The organism is Corallococcus sp. CA047B, assembly GCF_003612065.1.
Lineage (GTDB): Bacteria > Myxococcota > Myxococcia > Myxococcales > Myxococcaceae > Corallococcus > Corallococcus praedator.
Genome location: NZ_RAWD01000017.1, coordinates 642 through 20,139 on the forward strand (window position 1 = coordinate 642; position 19,498 = coordinate 20,139).

A 19,498-nucleotide genomic window follows, 5' to 3' on the forward strand; every position below is an offset into this window, starting at 1 on the left:
TCATGGGGCGGACACCTCACGGATGTTGAGGACGAAGTCGCCGCTCTCGCTGTCGCCGTCCACGACGATGACGACCCTTTCGTGCGCTTCCAGGTTCCACTCGATGCTTCGCGAACCCGGTGTGGTTCCGGAGGAGCCGCACGTCAGCAGATCATTCACACCGCAGGCAGGTGCCACGAGGGACAGCTCTGTTCCGACCCGAGAGTTGTTGGTGTTGAACTCGTAGCGGCCCTTCGCAGGTGCGGCCCAGAGGAACACCTTCTCGGGAGAGGTGCTGGAGGCATCACCACAGGTAGACGCGGTGAACGCGCTGACTCCGGAGATGACATCCGGTCTGCGCAGGGGAAGCGGTCCCGAAGGCAGGTCCGTCGTGGTGACCCCCCCGCAAGAGAAGGTCTCGCTGAACACTCCCGGGCCGAAGCAGGCCGGGTCCTCCGCATCCTCGAGCCCATCGCCGTCGTCGTCCTGCTGGTTGGAGCAGAGCACCGGCCCCGGAGGATCCGTCTCGTCGTCATCCTCGGGAGACATACACCCCGGGTCGTTCGGGAAGTCGACGAGCGCGTCCTCGTTTCCGTCGTCGTTCAGGCCGTTGGAGCAGGCCGTCGGCGGATGGATGGAGAGGCTGAAGTCCGCCGGACCGTTGGTCTCCACGACCATCACGACGTGGTCCCCCGCTTCCAACCAGATGGATCTGTCGAGCGGCTCCAACGAGTAGGTCTGGTAGCACTGCCCATCCAACGACGGGCCCAGGCATGAGTCGCGTCGCAGGGTGAGCGTCATGTCCTCCTCGCCCACGAGCCGCAGGCGATAGAGGCCTCGGACAGGCGCGATCAGGTCGTAGACGCGCTCCGGAGCGCTATAGCCAGAGCAGCTCTCCAGGGCATCCCCTGCGCCCCGGGTCGAACCCTGGATCTCCGTGGGCTGCGAAATGCTTGCCACGAGGGCGCCGCAGTAGAGCTCGCTCGTGTCCGCGGCGTCGAGGCACTCGGGGTCTTCGCCCTGGTCCCTCAGCGCATCACCGTCGTTGTCCTTGTCGTCACCGCACTCCGGGAGTTGCGGCGGATTGGACTCGTCGTCGCTCTCCGGGGAATCACAGCCCGGGTCGTTCGGATAGTCGATCGCAGCATCCTCGTCGGGATCGTTGTTCACCCCGTCGCTGCACCGTGGAGTCTTGCACCTGTAGCCCTCCGCCCCTCTGTTGGAGCAGAGCTGGTCGGACGAACACGCGAACCAGGGCTGCGCGGGATCGCAGCGCTCATCATCATAGATGCGGCCCCCGACCTTGAGCAGGCCGGTCCCGGTGCCCTCCACGACCAGGTAGAAGGGAGGATTGGTCGGATCGTCGTACGGAGGGCTGAGCTCGATCTTCAGGGGCCACTCTGGCGCATTCGAAGCCTTGGGCTGTGCGCAAGTCCGGCTGTTGTCAGGATGCGCGTCCGCACAGGTCCGTCGCACCCCGACCGCGGTGATGTGGGAATCGCCGTAGACGTCCAACCGCCCCCTTCCGGGCATCTTGACCCCCACCACCCGGTCCGTGGAGTCAGGGCTGCCACAGAAGAGGGCTTCGTCCTTCTCCGCGCCCGTGAAGTCGAGGGTGAGCGTGGAGCCCGCCATTCGCGCGGCGGCGTTGAAGTCGATGGGCGCGGCGCAGCTCTCCCCATCTCCACCGTCCTCGGAATCGCCGCTGGCGCTGGAGCAACCCGGATCATCCGGCCAGTTCTTCAGACCATCCTGATCATCGTCCTCGGTGTCCGTGGGAGCGCATGCCGGGAGCACGGTCGGCATCTCCTCGCTGTCGTCCCAGGGGAAATCACAGCCGGGGTGATTCGGATAGTCGAAGACGGGGTCTTCCGGGTCCGTGTTGTTGATGCCGTCATTGCACTGCGACAGATGGCACCGGTATTCGGGCTGGCCGGTGGAGAGGACCTGTCCCGTGGGCAAACAGCCACCCGTCGCGCACGTGAGGGTGGACTGATCGTCTGGGACACACCGAGCCCCTTCGCCCAAGGACGCGCCCGTGATGACCAATCCGTGACCGGCCGGCACGCCTTCGACGAAGACGCGGGCGTGTTTCGAGAACGCACCGGAGAACTCCCGCTCGTAGGCGCCTCCTGTCAAAACCCCATCGCTCGTGAAATTGCACGTGGGTGCACCCACGGGAGTGCATGAAGCCGGTTCCATGTCCTGGACCGCGATGCGTGGCAGTCGCGCGGTCCCATCCACTTCCCATGCAGCATGAAGCCTGAGTTCCGCCACGGGCCCGTCGAAGGGCAGCTCGTGCCACGATCCCGAGGTGAAGCTCCTGCCGCAGACCTCGTGGGCGGGCGCAAGGGCTTGCGACACGGGCCGCAGCTCGGTGGTCATCGGGATGGGAACCGGCGCGGCGCACGTCATTGCCGCGTCCTCCAGGTACACGGGAACCGTCAGGACAGCCTTGGCCTGACGCCCCCCGACGGCCTGCGCGCTCGCCCGAGCCGTCAGCACACCGGTGGTGGCGGGTGTGTAGGAGCCAGACAGCAGGATGTCCCCATACTCGGGCACCGGCGTCCCATCCTGCGAAGCGAGCGGAGTGCTCAGCCCATCCAATGCGAGCCGCAGCCAGTCGAACTTCGGTGCGTCGCTGAAGGTCGCCGTGAGCACGACAGGCATGCCTCGCAGCACATAGGACGTCGGCGTAACGATGCTCGCCGTCGGACCGGAGTTCGTGGTCACAGTCAGTGGGATCTTGAAATCACGACGGGCGCCCAGACCATCGACGGCGGTGCCCACCGCATACCAGGTGCCCGTGCGCGTCGGCGCCACGTTGGCGACGGACCTCGAACACGTGGGTTCGGTCACCGCCTCGCGACACGTGAGCGACGTGGTCGCGGGAATCAAGACGCCGTCGGGTGTCCTGACGCTCAAGTCCATGGACGCGATTCCATCCGGATCGCGTGCCGTCACGGTGACCGTGACGGGATAGCCCTCGGGGCTCCTGTTGGTGTTCGGGTATTCATCAAGGGTCTTGCCGATGGAGCGAACGGTGTTGATCTTGAAGCTCTTGAAGAACGCCCGCGTCGCGCTCAAGTCGCCGTCATCCACCGCGGTCACCAGGAAGCCGACGTAGTCGTGACCTTCCAGCGCAACGTCCGTCAGTTGCGGGAAGGTGTAGGAGGCCGTGAGTGTCCCGCCGTCGGTGACCGAGCCCAGGAGTTGGGAAGTACCGCCCGTCACGTGGGAGTCGTCGAGCCACTGGCCACCGACGATGGCCCGGGCCTCGAGGTGGCGGATTGCGCCAGCGCTCGGGCTTGCCGTGAAGGACAGACTGTAGGGCTGCCCGGGCTCCGCTTCGGACTGATAGCCCGCATCGTTGTACATGGACATGGACAAGTCAGGAGGATCGCGCTCCGGACCGACCACGTAGTCCCAGGTCCGCACGAACGGAGCTCCGCCCATGAAGTCCTCGACCACGGCCTTGAGCTGGACCCGGTGCCCCAGCATCTCCGGGGGCAGGGTCAGCGTGATGGGGAGCGAGTAGCTGCTCGGGTAGCTGCCAAGCTTCGACCCGGTGCCCAGCAATTGCCCATCCAGATACATCCGGAGGATGGAAGGCCCCGAGTCATTGACGTAGACGATGAAGGCATTCACCGCCGGGCTGATGCGCAGGACCGCGGGTACTCCCGACAGGCTCGGGGTGTCAGACGTGTCCGACTTCAGCTCCACCTCAAGGGTGGTGCTGACCGGCACGCCCCGGCTGTCCACGGCGGTGACGACGAGCTTGCCGGGCGGATTCGGCGACCGGAACACCGGCAGGCGGAAATCACCGACGAAGAAGCCCTGTTCGTAGAGCGGCGAATAGGGGTCCGTGCTGGCCGCGACCGACAGCGCTCCGAGCAACACGCCATCCAGGCTGGCGGTGACCGTATAGGGTGGCTCCCCATTGTCGACCTTCGCCTCCAGGCGGATGGGCTGGCCCGAATAGAGGGGCTCCGACCAACCGGCGCCCGTGAGGCTGGCCTCAAGCGTCATCTCCTCTGAAGTCACGGGGGTGCGAACGCGCACCGTCACCGCCGGGGACAACGCTTCAACTCCTTCCGGGCCACGAGCCCGCGCCTGGAGTTTGAAGCGCGTCGCCGCGCTCGCGGCCGACGGTACCTGCCACGCGACCCGGGGACGCTCCGCGTCGAGCCGCGACCACGGCCGTCCGTCGACGAGCAGCTCCGCGTCGTCCACCCGCAGGCCCGCCACGAGCGCATCGATGAGGACCCACTCTCCCGCATCCGCATCGACCACCGCCGAGGCCGTCATCAACCGCGCGGAGGCGGCGACCGGCATGTGCGGCGCCGGGAACACCTGGACGCCTTCCACCCCCGACGCCACCACCACGGTGGAGCCCACCAACGAGGCATCCCTGGCACCCGGGGCGGCCATCGTCGTGCGCCGCACGGGGGCCGAAAGGGTGCTCACATCCCAGGCCTCCACGCCTCCCTCCGTCACGACCAGCGCGAGCCGACCGAACAGCCGGATCCTCCGAATCTGTCCTCCGGCCGTAGCACCACCACCGCGCAACGCTGGCGTCGCCCCCGCCAGGTCGTAGACCCGGAAGGCCGTCCCTGCGCCGGCCACGACGACGTCACCGTCGAGCACCACCGCGTCCGCCGCACCCGGCACCGACGCGCGCATTTCCAGCCCGCCCTCTGCGTCCACGCCCACCACCGTGAAGCCCTGGGCGCCCAGCGCCACCGCCGCCCGGCGCTCATCGCCCGAGAGATCCACGGGCGCCGAAGTCAGCTCCAGCGTGCCCAGGTTCTGCGCGTCCGCGGTCGTCACCGTGAAGAGCCGATCGGGCCCCAGCGCCCAGAGCCGCTTCGGTGACACGTCGAAGCGCGACAACGCCCCCAGCGCGGCCAGCCGGCCCCCTCGGGTGGTCGTTCCCGCCCCTTCGAACGAGAAGAAACCCTGGGTGTCTTCGACCCAGACCGACAGCTTCTCCGGTCCCAGGATGAAGACATCGCGTCCGACCTGCACCGTCTGGCGCGCCACCGCCAGCGTGGAGAGCGGATTCGCGGCCGTCGGCGCGGTGGGGCGCTCCAGATCCATCAGGCGCGGTCCGTCCACGCTCGAGAGCCACCCACCCCGGCGCGAGGCCGACACCGACGAGACATCGAGCGACAACGTTCCCAGCGCGGTCGGAGCAGCGCCCACGCCCGGCACGGGGAGCGCGCGCACCCGCACGCCCGCGTCGGTGGCGGCCAGCAGCACCCCACCCGACACGGTGAGCGCCGTGGCGTCCAGGGGCTCCATGGCCACGAACGTCGGCCGCCATGGATCCCTCACATCCACGGACCGCAGCCAGCCATCCTCACAGGCCAGCCACGCCGTGCCCCCCGCGACCGCGACCGCACGGACCCCCGTGCCCAGCACGAGGCCAGGTCGCGCCAGCGTCTGCGGGCCATCGAGCAGGACCATCTCCAGGCCCTGATCCGTGCCCACCACCAGCCAGCCGCCCATCTGCTCCGCGGCCTTCGCGACGCCAGTCAATCTCCACAGCTTCGTTTGCGCGCTGTCATGCGCGACGTTGCCACGGATGTAGTTCACCCCCAGGTCGCGGTACGCCGCGAAGACATGATCCGCGGAGGCCGTCAGGATGGGCCCCTTGCCAAAAAGGTACGAGCTGGCGAAGACCGGGATGCCGGGCTCCCGCAGGTCCACGGTGTAGATCAGCTCATCGGTGCTCGCGAAGGCACGGTTCAAGCCGCCCACGGACACCACGGGATTGCGGGAGTAGTTCCTCGCGTTGCCCCGGAAGCGCGGCTGCTCCGGAACAGAGACGTCCACCACGTCCAGGCCCACGGCGCCACGCGCGATGAGCAGGTACTGCTCCATGAACGCGATGCTGGCCGGCTCCGACCCCAGGGTCAGCGTCGCCAGGGGCTGGAGCGTCGGCGCGGTGCCGTGCGACAGCCGCCCCAGGCTCACACCCGTGGGCGTCGTCACCGCGACCAGGTCTCCTCGAAGCACGAGCTTGCGTGCGTGGGCGAAGATGCCCGCGGAATCCGTCGACGGGCCGGGCAGCGACGGGGCCACCACCCTGCGCTCCTTCTCCTTGTGAACCGCCGGATTGCCAGCACGGTCCATCGCCGTCGCCACCACCTTGAGGAGGCTGCCGGCCGGAGTGCCCGCGGGCACCGTGTAGACCAGCGACGAGCCACCCGTGGCCACGGGCTGTCCCTCCAGGAGGATCTGAAGCCCCTGGGACTCCACCGCCACGTTGTCGGTGGCCGACATGCGCGCCACGACCGTGGATCCGGCCGCCACCGTCGAACCCGACGGCTCGACGATGAAGTTCGACTCGACGATGACCGGAAGGGTGCTGTCCGGCATCACCGTCACGTTGGCGCCCTCGGGCGTGCGGAAGAACCGCCCATCCTGCGTGATGGCGAGCGCCGACAACGGAACCGGCGCGTTGGAGCCAGCGCCGCCATCCCGCTCGCGCAGGATCGGCATGCGCAGGGACGTCGTGAACGGCGGGCCCTGGATGACCTGCTGCTCTTCTCCATCCACCGAGAAGTGGACCTCGACGCTTCCGGTCACCGGGGGGGAGAAGACCGCCGCGACGGGGAGGAGGCTCCCCTCCTGGACGGATCCCCCATTGTATTGGAGGCTGAAGGCCGGGGTCGCGCTTCCGACGAGCAGCTCCACGTCCTTCACGAAGGGCACACCCGGAACACCGCCCGAGTTCGCCACGGCCTTCAACTGGTAGTGGCCATCCAGACGCCGCGCGGCGCCCAGCACCGGCATCTCCAGCGCTGCCGTGAACACGGGCGGCATCGCCGTGGCGGTCGCGAGCACCGTGTCCAGGTCATCCGGATCCAGGAGCGTGATGACGACCGCGTCCACGCGGGCTGGAGATTCGGGCACCGCCACCACGGACAACAGGCCCCCTTCGACGCCCTGCGCGGGCGCCTGGAGAGCCACCAGGAGGGGCCCCCCCTCCGTCGCGGTCAGGGACACCGGGGTCCCATCACTGTCGCGGTTGCCCGCGTGGTCGCTCACGTGCAGCGACAACAACGTGCTTCCCGCGTCACGCGGCAGGTCCACCCGGGTGGGCAACCGGCTGTCGAGCACCTCGACGGTGCGCCCATCCACCCGCAGCTCCGCCGTGTAGGCGTTGAAGGGGTCCGCCTCGTCCGTCAGCGAAGGCGTCAGCGTGAGACGTCCGCCCGACACCGCCACCACGCCCCCATCCGGCGTACCGAGTGACACGTCCGGCGTGAGAGGCCCTCGCGCCAGGCCCAGGCGCGACACGGCCCGGGCGTCCGCCGCCAGCAGGTCGCCGCCCGCCACGGCCACGGTTCCCGCCACGGCCGGGAACTCGCCCACGCCGAAGGGGTGGCCCGCGTCCGGCACCGCGGCCGACCGCGCGTCGAACACGCGCGCCCCCTTCGCGGTGCCCACCACCAGCCACGAGCCGTAGCCCGAGGCGGACAACGCCGGCACATCCAGCGGCATCGCCCCCGTAGGCTCCAGCACCTTCGGATCCGCCTGCGCGGCGCGGAAGCACTTCACGAACGCCGGCCCCACCGCGCACGGCTCTCCGCCCACGAGCGCCACCCGGGTGGCTCCCGTCGCGGTCTGCGTCGAGCGCAGACGGTCAGGCGCCTGGAAGACACCCACCTCCAGCACCTCCAGCCGTCCTGCCTCACCCAGCACCGCGGCCACGTCGCCGTTCGCCGCGAGCGCGAGGACGGGCCCCATGGGCCTGCGCGAAGCGAGCTCGCCCCGCGCGGTCCAGGTCTCCACGCCCTCGTCCGTTCCCACCATCAGGCCGCCCCGCACCGGCACCACCGCCGAAGGGGCACGCCGCAGCGTCGCGGTCGTCGCATCGGACAGGTCCGACAGTTTCAGGAACGCCAGCGCGCCCTTGCCGGAGCGGCGCAGCGCCACGGCCAGCCGGTCCTCCACGAACGCGAGGCCCACCGCCTGGCCTGTGAGCGCCCGCGTCGCCGTCACCTCCAGCGTGGAGCGTGAGCGCAGCTCGACGCTGGACCCCGCGGAGTCCACGCGCAGCACCGCCCAGGTATCGCCGCGAACCGCCACGCCCGCCACCGCGGCCCCCGTCGCTGGCCGCACCGTGGCGGCTTCCCGGGCGAACACCGCCAGTTGACCCATGCGCTGGCCCACCAGGTTGCCCGCGCCGTAGTCCGTGGCCTCCGCCGAGGCGACCACCGAGGCCCCCTCCCCGCCCAGGGGCAGTTCGAAGGCATTCACGCCCACGGTGGGCACGGAAGCATCCGCGACCCTCACGGCGGTGGCCATCGCCACGCCCCCGTCCGTCCCGACGCCCGACACGTGCAGCGTCGAGCCACCCAGCCACAGGGGACCCACGGGCAGCGTTTCCGCGGTCAACAGGGGATCGCCCCAGGAGTTCCTCACTTCGACTTCCTGGAGGGCAGGCTCGCTCTCCTGGCCGTCGACGTCCACGGCCACGGCCCGCAGCCAGATGCGGCGCGATGTCCCCCGCGTCTCCGGCACCGTCACGGTCCGGATCCACGGAGGCTGGACGAGGACCTGCTCCTGTCCGTCGATGGACAGCCGCACCCGATCGATGGCCACGCGCGACGTCGCGGTCAGTTCCACCTTCAGGGTCTGCCGCTCATAGGCGTAGGCGTTGGTACCCGCGGGGCTCAGGAAGGCGACGAACGGCCGCGCCAGTCCCTCTGGCTTCGTCACCGTGAGGTTCACGTGGCGGGACTCCACGTTGCCTCGCGAGTCCTTCGCCGCCACGGTGAACCGCACCGACGTGTTCGACGACACGGTGGGCGCCACCCACCGCACCGTCGACGCGGGACCCTGGAAGGACGCGATCTGCCGGGGGGCCTCCGTGCCCACCGCCTGCGTGAAGACCACGGAGGACAAGGCGTTGCTGTCGGTGATGGACGCGCGCAGGTCCACCACCGTGCCCGAAGCGATGCGCTGACCCTCCACCGGCGACAGCCAGGACACCTGGGGCGCCTGGGTGTCCGGCGTCACCGTCACCTGGATGACCGCCGGGTCCGAGTACGAACCGTTGTTGTCCACCGCGCGCGCGACCACATCGCGCACCTCCGGCCCCTGCGCGACCGGCTCCATCACGAGCATCGTGGGTCCGGAGACGACGGGCCCGGGCGTGGACGTGAAGGTCTGCCGTTTGAAGATCGAGCCGTTCAGGCTCAGCTCCAGATTCTTCACCCAGCCGGTGTTCGGAGACCGCCCATCGGTGTCCGAAGCCTGGACCTCCAGCGCGAGCGCCTCGCCCTCCACCAGACTGACCATGCGCTGGGTGGGCTGCAGGAAGCTGACGGAAGGGGGCGGATCCGACGCGAGATCCACGAGATAGTCCGGACTGCGCCCCACGTTGCCCGAACTGTCCGTCGCCGTGGCGACGAGCTTCACCCGGGTGTTGCCCGCTGACGACAGCCACCGGTAGTGGAAGCCATCCGCGGACGCGGACACCTGCTCGGTGCCAATCGTGAGTCCAGGGTTCGTCGTCGGCTCGCCGCTGTCGTCCACCGCGGACACCAGGAAGACATGCTCGACGCCCACTGGCAGCGGGCCCGAGCCGAGCGCCACGGAGGCTCCCTTGAGCTTCAGCGTCACCGTGGGCCCCGTGGTGTCCTTGACCGTGAAGGCCCGGGACTCCACGGTGGACGGGTTGCCATCCAGGTCCTTCACGCCCGACACCTCCAGCGTGTACCGACCCCGTGGCGTCAGCGCCGGGGCTCCCGCGCTCAGCACCAGCGTCACGGTGCGACCCGCCACATCCACCTGGGTGGTTCCAGCCACCGACTGACCGGCGCTGTCACGCAGGCGCATGACGGCGGCGGTCTGACTGCCAATGACCGCCAGCGGTTCATCGAAGGTCGCGGTGAAGACCTTGCGCTGGGCCTCCACCAACGTGCCCGACTCCACGCTCCAGGACGCCACCCGGGGCGCCCGCTTGTCGCTTCGCAGCAGCACTCCGTCGAGGGAGAGCGTCTCCCGCTGCTGCTGGAGACGGATGGCGATCAGCTTGCGCGGGCCCGGGGGCATCCACGCCTGCACAGTTGTCGCGGTGAGCGCGCGGGTCTCCGCGAGCCCATCGTCGAAGAAGACCTGGAGGCCGCGCGTGAAACCGCTGCCCGTGAGCGTCACCCACTCACCCTGGAGATCCGCCGGATTGGGCGCGACCGACAGGAGTTCCAGCTTCGCCAGGTAGATGAAGCCGCCCGGCACCTCCAGCGACGTGCCGGCACCGGACTGGATGCGGACGCGCACCGGCCCCGCGACCTGGGCGGCGGGCACCCGGACCCGCAGCTCGGTGGAGGTCGGCGGCTCCACGTTCACCAACGGCTGCTGGCCGAAGAACACCTGGCTGTCCACGGGGATGCCCGTGCCCGACACCAGCACGTCGTAGCCGCCCTCAATGGCGCCATACCCTGGCAGGAGCGGTCCCACCGAGAAGCCCGGACCCGGCTCGCCGCCGCGCAGGAAGAACGACCACGGCTGCAGGACCGTCCCACCGTGGAACTCCGTCTTGCCGAAGGTCACCGTCGCCGTGACTTCCACACCCGGCGTGAGATCCCCGTCGGGCTTGAGCCGAACCGTGGACGCCATGCGCGTCAGCCCTTCCAGAGCGACCACGTTGCCCTGCGAGTCCATCAGCGAACCGGTGCTGGCGGCCGCTACCGACAGTGGCAGCTCGCTGGAGAGCGCGAGGCTGACCGTCCCGCCCCGCGCCAACGTCCCACCGGGCAGCGGCGAAGCGGAGGCGACGGTGGGGTATGGCAACGTGTCGAACAGGTACGTCGCCGGCGCGCCGCCAATCACCGCCATGCCGTTGCCCAGCAGGGCGCGCGGAGACGTCACGGCCGCGTAGCTCGCGAACGTGCGCTCCACCAGGTTCTCCCCGGCCGTGGTGTCCAGCCAGGCCGCGCGCGTCCTGCCCGCCGCCAGCACCCAGGGGCCGGAGAGCGCCACGGAGCGCACCGCGTCCTCCGACGCATCCGCGGAGGTCCACGACCCCACGAGCAGCGGACTGGCCGGATGGAAGACATCGTAGAGGTGCACGGACGCACCCGTGGCCACGGCCACGCGCGAGCCCTCCGCCGCCAGCCCCCGCGCCGCGCCGGGCAAGCCGATGACGACGCCGAGCAACCCGAGCTGTCCGTCCTCGATGCCACGCAGCTCCAGCCGCGAGGACGTACCCTCGTCGATCAACACCGCGAGCGCGCCTCCGGCCACCATGCCCAGACCCCGGACCGTGCCCGGCGCCACGGAGATCTGCGCCACCACGTCCAACGGCGGCTGGGCGGCGTTGACTTCACGCAGCTCCCCCAACAGCAACAGGTCGCTGCCGCCCGCGAGCGCCACGGTCGTCGCATCCGCGTTCGCGGCCGCCTCCGACATGGGCACGCCCGGCACCAGCAGCACGCGATCGCGCTCCTGGGGCACACAGGGCGCCCCCGGCCCCATGCCGCACCCGCCCAGGTCGTAGCGCACCGCAGCGCCGCTACCGACCAGGACCGCACGGCTCCCCGCGACCGTCAGGGCGGTGGGCACCGCGACGCCAGGGACCTGGGACGCCGTGGCCGTGCTGCCCGGAGAGGACAGATCGAGCGCCACCAACTGGTCGCCTCGCGCCGTCAGCAGCGCGTAGCCCACGTTCGCGGCCACGTGCCCATCCGCCACGAGCGTTTCCCGCGCGGGCAGCGTGAAGGTGAAGCCCCAGGGCTCCGCTCCGGGCGAAGCCTCCTGTGACGTCTCCAGCGTGATGCTCGCGGCACCGACGATTCCGTCCGGCACCGTTACCTGGAGCGCCCCCGACGCATCCAGCACCACGGCGCGCGCCGGGATGCGCAGTGAGGTACCCGCGGGTGTGAAGATGACGCGCGAGCCGCTGAACACGCCTTTGCCAGAGAGCGTGATCACCGCCCGGCTGTTCGCCGGCGCGAACGCCGGACTCACCTGGGTGATGCTCGGCGGCAGCAGGTAGCGGAAGGCCCCCAGCCGCATCGCGGACAGGCCATCCGGGTTGGCGATCCGCACCGCCGCGGCGCCCTCGACGCCCCGGGGGCTCAGCACCGTCGCCACCGTGCCCGCGTCATTCTCCAGCTCGCAGCCCTGCGCGAGCTCACCGCCGATGGACACCTTGCAGCCCGCCAGGAAGCCAGTGCCCTGGACCCGCACCACCGTGCCCCCATCCTGCAGGCCGTAGGCGGGCAACACCTCGCCCAGGAGCGGAGCCTCCGGGGTCGCCTGGGAGGCCGTGCGGAAGCGCACTTCCGTGTCCGTCCCGAGGCCGCCATCGCGCAGGTCGCTCAGGTTCCTGCCGATGCGCAGGACGTACTCCGACGACACCGCCAGCGCCGTGTCCGGCACCACCTGGATGCTCATGCCCGCGTCGGTCGCGAGCGCGGACACCGCCGCGCCCACCGCGCCGCCATCCGCCTTCTCCAGGTACACCTCCGACAGCGTCGTCGAGCGGGGCACCTCGCTCACCCGCACCTCGGGCCAGGTGTGCACGGACACCGTTTCTCCCGCGGACGGACGCGTCCCCCACAGCTCCAGGTGCGGCAGCGGCGCGGTGGCGATCATGCCCGCGAGCGGATACCCGGCCTCGCCCGCGTGATGCACGGGCAGCTCCACCACCCGGCCCGCGCCATCCAGCACGAGCGTGCCCACCAGCAGGTGCTGCTCCAGGTCCCACAGCGTCGTCGCGTCACCGGTGACGGACACCCGCTCCAGCGGCGCGGCCGTCCCCACGGAGGGGACGCGGAAGCGCTGCACCTTGCCGCCACCGGCGGCCACCCAGGCGATGCCCGCCGTCACCCGCGTCTGCTCCGCGGAGACATGCCCATCACCCAGCGGATCCTCCAGCGCCAGCGTCGCGACGGACGACGGATGCGCCACGTCCGCGAGGTTGATGACCGCCACCTGCTTCAGCGCTCCGAGCGAGACAAAGGCCCGGCTGCCCTCGCGGCTGATTTGCCGTGCACGTGCCGCCAGCGGCATCCAGCCCACCACCGGAAGGTCTCCGCGCCGCGCGTCCAGCACGTACAGCCGGGAGTTGCCCGTGCTGCCGCCCGCGGCCAGCAGGTAGCCGTCATGGAGCGCGAGCGCCGTGACACCGCCCTCGATGGCGCGCTGCCCCGTCTGCCGCGGACGGCTGCCCTCGGTGGTGCGCCATGCGCGCACGCCCTCGGAGTCCGCGGTGAACACCAATTCGCCTCCGGCCACCACGTCCACCGTGGGGCCGGTCCCCGCCAGGGACATCTCCAGCACGGGCGCGACGGGTCGCGAAATGTCCACGACCTTCAGGCCGCCCGTTCCGGCCGCCACGTACAGCCGTCCGCCCAGCGACGCCAGACGCCACGCACCGCCCTGCGAGCTGTCCGAGAAGGTCAGCCGGGTGATCTCCCGGATGGCGGTGGGCTCGGAGACGTCCGCCACCAGCAACCCGCCCGGCGACCACGTCCGCAAGCCCCCGCCCTGGACCGGCACGTTGCCGGGAAGCGTGATGTCCGCCTCGCCGCCAATGGCGCCGAACAGCACCCCGCGCTCCATCAACAGATGCCGCAGCGGCGGCGTCCCCAGCCTCGCCATGGCGCCCGCGCCATAGAGGAAGGCCTGCGTCTTCGTGACCGGAGCCGTGTCCGACAGCCCCACGACCACGTCCACCACCCCGGGCGCATGCGGCGGCGCCGTGGCCACCGCGCGCGTCGGAGACAGCACGCGCACGTCGAAGGAGTGCTGATCGCCGAACCGCACCGTCAGCCCGCGCGCGAAGCCCGTCCCGGTCAGCGTCACCGGGATGCCTCCGCGCTGCTCGGCACGGTCCGGGGTGAGCGTGGCCACCCCCAACGCATCCCGGTACGTGAAGCCCGCCACCCTCAGCGCGGACAGTCCGTTCTCGTACCGCACTTCCACCGAGACCGGCCCCGCGACGTCGGTCGGCCCGTTCGCGCTGGGAATGCTCAGCGAGACACTCTTGCCATCCAGGGCGATGGTCAGGGGCGTCGTCACCTGCGTGCCACCGACCCACACCTGGAGACCCGTCTTGTAGTTCAGGCCCCGGATGGTCACCGGCGTGTCCTGGGTCCGCACGCCGCTGGAAGGCTCGATGCTTTCGAGGGTGGGCTGCACGGCGTCCGCCAAAGTGGCGATGCCGAAGCGCACGTCCACGCCCGCCGCAAGACGGAGCGGGCTGGCGCCCACCGTCTTCAGGCTGCCCTTCTTCACGGAGACGTGGACCTGTTCGCCCGCGTTGAACGGCGGCACGTTCGGAGGAACGGGCTTGAATTGCAGCGAGGCACCGCGCACGCGCTGGACGACCTCCCACGTGCCATCCACCACGCGGTCCACGTTGTCCGTGCCCCTGGCCGTCACGGTCCCCGCATCGACGATGGAGTCCGGCGCGATGGCCAGGTTGAAGTCAACGCTCACCAACGCGTCCACCGGCGCCAGCGAGCCGTGCGCGGGCGTGGAGCCCGTCGCCAGCAGCTCCGTGGGCGGCACCTCCACCACCGTCTCCGTCCGGCCCTGGGTCGCCACCCACAGGCTGCCTCCGGCCCAGGTCAGGCCGGCGCCGTTGTTGTCGAGCTCGGCGCCCTGCAACCGCACCGGCGCGGCCTCGTTCGCCTCGCTGACGTCGAACACGTGCACGCGGCGTCCCACCGTCACGTAGGCCCGGCCCGAGCGCACAGACACCCGGCTGCGCACCAGCGCGTCCAGGCTCGTGAGCGTGTTGTCCACGCGCACGTCGCCCTTGCGGACGCCCTGCCGATCGTAGATGGCCAGTCGCAGCCCGTCACCCACGGTGCCCTGGATGCGCGACGTGAGCACGTAGAAGCGCTCCGGCCCCAGGTCCAGCGCCAGGCCGTCCTCCGGGTACAGACTCACCGCCGCGGCCGGCACCATCTGGAGCGGCGGCTTCGTCAGATCCAGCACCTGGATCTGTCCGCTGCCCGCGCTCGGTTCGACGACGCTGACGTACGCGCGCGCGCCTTCGATGCGCACGCCCGTGGCGAGGCCGGAGGTGGCCACCTGGCCCAACTGGAACGGCGCTTCAGGCACGGAGACGTCCACCGCGGTGATGGCCGAGCCTTCCGCCAGCAGCGCCAGCGGACCGCTGACATCCAGGCCCCGCACCGGGTGGTCCGTGCGCAGGTTCCCCTTCGCGATGGGGCGCTCCTGGAGGAACACGTCGAAGAGGTACAGGCCCGGGGCGCTCGTCGAGGACGCACCGACGTACAGCAGATCGCCCACCAGCTTCAGCTCGGAGGCTTCGAGCGGGGGGAAGCCCGGCAACGACAGGCTCTCACCGAACGGCATGTCGTAGGCGAAGACGCCCACGGCCACGCCCGCCTGCGCGACGCCGCCATCCGACGCGACTCCGCCGTCCGACACGACACCGCCGTCCGCGTTCTCCTGGAAGGGCACCAGCCGGACGGAGGCAAGTCCCGCCCGTCCTTCCGGCAACGTGAACTTGAGCCGCGTCAGGTCGATGACGTCGACATCCTCCGCCGCCTTGTCCCCGACGATGACCTGCATCCCCGGCGTCAGCGCGGGGCGATCCAGCGTCAGCGTGACGCGCGTGCCACCGTTCACGGGACCATGGTCCGGCGACAGCGTCGCCACCGACTGCTCCAGGTCATCGCGGTAGAACACGCCCGAGGGCAGCTCCGAGGAGGGGCCCCCCGGATCCATGACCACCACGTCGGCAGGGCCCGCCTGGTCCGCCGAGGGTGCCTTCAACCGGAGCTGCGTGCCGTCTTCCAGCATGCTGCATTCGCTGGCCGGCAGGGTGCAATCCACCGTCTTCGTACCGATGCGCACGCGCTCCACGCCGGTGAAGCCACTGCCCGACAGCGTGAGCATTCCACCGAGCTGCCGGGACAGGGACCGCGGGCTCGCCGCGACCACACGGGGCATGCCGCTCGTGTCGGAGCCCGTCTTGAAGTGGGCCTTGAAGGGAATCAGCAGGCCGCCACCGCGGTCGTCCGTGATGCCCTCGATGTGCAGCGTGTAATCCGTGTTCGCGACCAGGTCCGCCTGCGGCTCGATCTTCAGGCCATAGCGAAGCTGCGCGTCCGAATTGATCACCACCACCGGCTTCAAGGGCACGCGCGCGTCCCCCGGGCCCAGCAACTCCACGGTGGCCGCCCCGTGCGCGCCTGCTTCGGTGTGCACGCTGCCGGGATTGATGGGCCGGCTCATCAGCACTTCGAGCACGGTCGCCTTCGGGGCCACAGTCGAGTCACGCGCTGGCGTCATGCCCGTCACGTAGGTAAAGGGCACCGCCAGTTCGGTGACGCGGTCGCGGCCCGCCACCAGCAGCCGGTCCCCCACGGCCGCCGAGTCCATGGCCACCTCGGTGTTGCCAGCGCTCACCCACCGGGGCACGCGAGGATCCGCCACGTTCACCAGCACCACACCGCCCTCGTTGGCGGAGACGAAGAGCATGTCCCCCAACAGGCGCAACCTCTGCGGCTGGCCCGGCGTGTTCGACAGATCCGAATCGAAGGCGAGCCGCGCCGACGTGATCTCGGCCGGGTGTGCCGGATCCGACACGTCGATGAAGATCAGACCCAGCTCCGCCGCCGCGACGATGGCCACGTCCCGCACCACCACCACGTCGGTCAGGTTCGCCGCGAAGGCGAGCGACCCCAGCACCGTATTGGGTTCGGCCGGGTTGACGATGGACAGCCGTCCCTGGGGATGCGTCTGCGCGCCTTCCTTCGCATGGTACGTCGTACGCTGGCCGCCCCTGCTGCCGCCGCGCAGCGAGAACTCGGGCGGCGGAGGCGCGGTGGGCGACGGGCAGAAGTAGACGCCCTCGTGCTGGCCTTCAGCGATGAAGAGCAGCCCGTCATGCACGGCCAGGCCGTAGGGCTCGCCCTCCAGTGACACCGTGCGGACCAACAGCGGATCCGACGGGAAGCGCGTGTCCAGCAGCCGCACCTTGCCGCTCATGCCCGCGGCCGGCTGCGTGCTGAGGCAGGACCCGTTGCCCGGGGGCGGATTCTGCACCATGCCGTTGAAGGCCACCCAGCCGCCAATGGGCGTAGGCAACACGCGCGTCGCGTACTCGGACTCTCCGTAGACGCCGAACTTCGCCGCGCCCAGCCGCTTCGGGCCCGGCGAGCCGAACACGGTGAGGCCCGCCTCGCCGTTCGCCACGAGCCATTGGCCCTGGCTCGCCGCGATGTCCATGGAGTCCGGGGTGAGGGCGTAATCCGGCAGCGGGCTGCCTTCCGGCAGGTAGCGGCCCAGCACGCCGAACAGCCGGTCCACGTACTTCAGGTCCTCGACGGGGGTCGCGAATGCGCTCGGGGTGGCCCCCTTGGGGAGCCCCTGCGTGGTGGTGTCGTAGCTCACCAGCACGGTCGAATTGAAGAAGACGCCCGCGTGGGTGATGGCCCCCGTGTAGCTGTTCAGTGAGCGGTTGCCTTCGCCCGAAGCGCCCGCGGACGCATAGACGAGGCGGGGCTGCTGGGGATCCACGAAGAGCGACTTCGGGAAGACCTTGTCGATGCGCTCCTCACCCGACGTGGCCGTGGGGGGCGTGTTGTTGGCGAGGCTGCGCTCCAGGCCGTAGCCCACCTGGCCATCCAGGTGCTTGTCCTCGGAGAGGACCGTGGAGCCGAAGTTCTGGGCGTTCGGCAGCGTCGAGCGGACGCGCACCCTGGCCCGGCCGTCGCTTCCGAACGAGCCCACCGGAGCTTCCACCCTCAACAGCTCCGGAGACACGACCGACACCGAGCGCGCGGGAGTGCCGCCCACCTCCACGGTGGGGGCCCCCAGGGCGCCATACGCCCACGCGGGCAGGAAGCCCGTGCCCACGATCTCCATCTCACTGCCACCGCGCGGATTCAGGAACTTCGGCGTCGCGCGGCTGAGCTTCATCTCCTCCTTGTAGAGGAAGCCTCCGGCCCTCCGGTCGGACAGGCCCGTGCTCACGTTCGTGACGACCACGTCCGCGAGCCCGGGATTCGCGCCGGGCGGGACGACCGCGCTCAGCCGCGTCGAATCATGGAAGAGCGTCGTCGGCGCGGTCACGCCGCCAATGCTCACGAGTGCGTCCGGCGCGAAGTCCTGTCCGAGGATCTGCACCTGGGAGCCGCCATCCTGCGGACCAACGCGCGGCACCACCTGGGCGATGCGCGGGCGCAGCCCATTCCCGGACGCGGCCTGGAAGTCCACCGCGAAGGGCGCCAGCAGCTTCTTGCCATCCGGCGTGGCGAGCTGCTCGGACACCGCGAGCCGCACGTTCGCCGCCGCGGGCAGGGGGAGCTCCGGACGGAAGCGCACCACCACCGTGCTCACCGGCTGCTGCGCGCTGCCCGCCTCCAGGTCCACCTTCGGCGTGCCCGTCTGGAGCCACTCCTCGCCAGCCACCTTCAAGGACACCGCCTGCTTCGCGCTCTCCGGCGTCAGCGTGGTGGAGAACGTCAGGAGCAGCGACGACAGGTCGCGCGGCACGCGCTCCCCGTGCGAAACGCTGGACGACACGAGCACCAGCTCCGCCGCGGGACCGAACTCCAGCGACCAGCCGGTCGCGCCCCGCTGACGCACGCTGATGACGCGGCCTCCCGCCACCGCCACCGTCCGCGCCGCCCCGCCCCGCGCTCCGCCCACGTGGTGGAGCAGCCGCGGAGACTCCGGATTGCTCAGGTCCACCACCGCGACGCCCGCTTCGCCCACCGCCACGTACGCGAGGCTGCCCACCATCCGCACGTCGGACGCGAAGCCTCCCAGCACGGCCTTGCTGACCTTGCCCGGCAACACCTGGAGCGAGTCCAGCCCCACCATCCGCACCAGCACGAGCCCCTCGTCACCGGCCGCCACCACCGCCAGGTCACGGAACAGCCGCACCCGCTGGACGCTGACCGCCACGGAGGCCTTCGCCACCGGCGCCTGCTGCACGTCCACCAGATGCAGCTGGCCCTGCGTGAAGACATGCCCCGGCTGCCACACGCCGGTGCCCATCACCGCCCTGCCCTGCTCCACCGCCAACGCCATCGCCTGCGTGGACAGCGGATCCGAGGACGGGAAGTCCTTGAGCGTGTGCAGGAGGAACGGCGCGTGCGAGATGTCGTAGCCCCGCAGGCCGTCCGCGCCCATCGCGCCCAGCATCCGGTCGTCGCGCGCGTCCAGGGCGAAGGCCGCCGCCCCACCCGCGCGGGTGGAGTTCACCTCGAACGGGCGGGCCGGATTGGAGATGTCCAGCTCCACCACGGTGGCGCTGACGTACTTGCCCGACCTGTCACGCTGACCACCGCCGACGAAGAGCCGGTCCCCACCCTCCGGGGGATACGACACGGACAGCAGCTCCAGGCCCCCGGAGCTCCACTGACCGAGGATGCGGTCGTCCACGCGATCCTTGTCCTCGTCGATGAGCTCCGTGCGGCGCTCGGGCGGAATGGGCGTCCCCGCCAGCAACCCGCGCGTGTAGAGGTTGGACAGGTCCACCACGCTCAGGCCGCCAGCGCCCACCGTG

1 protein-coding gene (running past one end of the window) is annotated in these 19,498 nt (G+C 70.4%); it reads right to left on the minus strand.

Going from position 1 to position 19,498, the window contains the following annotated elements; all coding sequences use genetic code 11:
* Window positions 1–19,498, minus strand: partial view of an Ig-like domain-containing protein gene (locus D7X74_RS05035; RefSeq protein ID WP_147446478.1) — the 3' portion only. It continues 12,710 nt past the right edge of the window; only the last 19,498 of its 32,208 coding nucleotides appear in the window; its start codon lies beyond the right edge, outside the window — the gene reads right to left on this strand; its stop codon occupies window positions 1–3.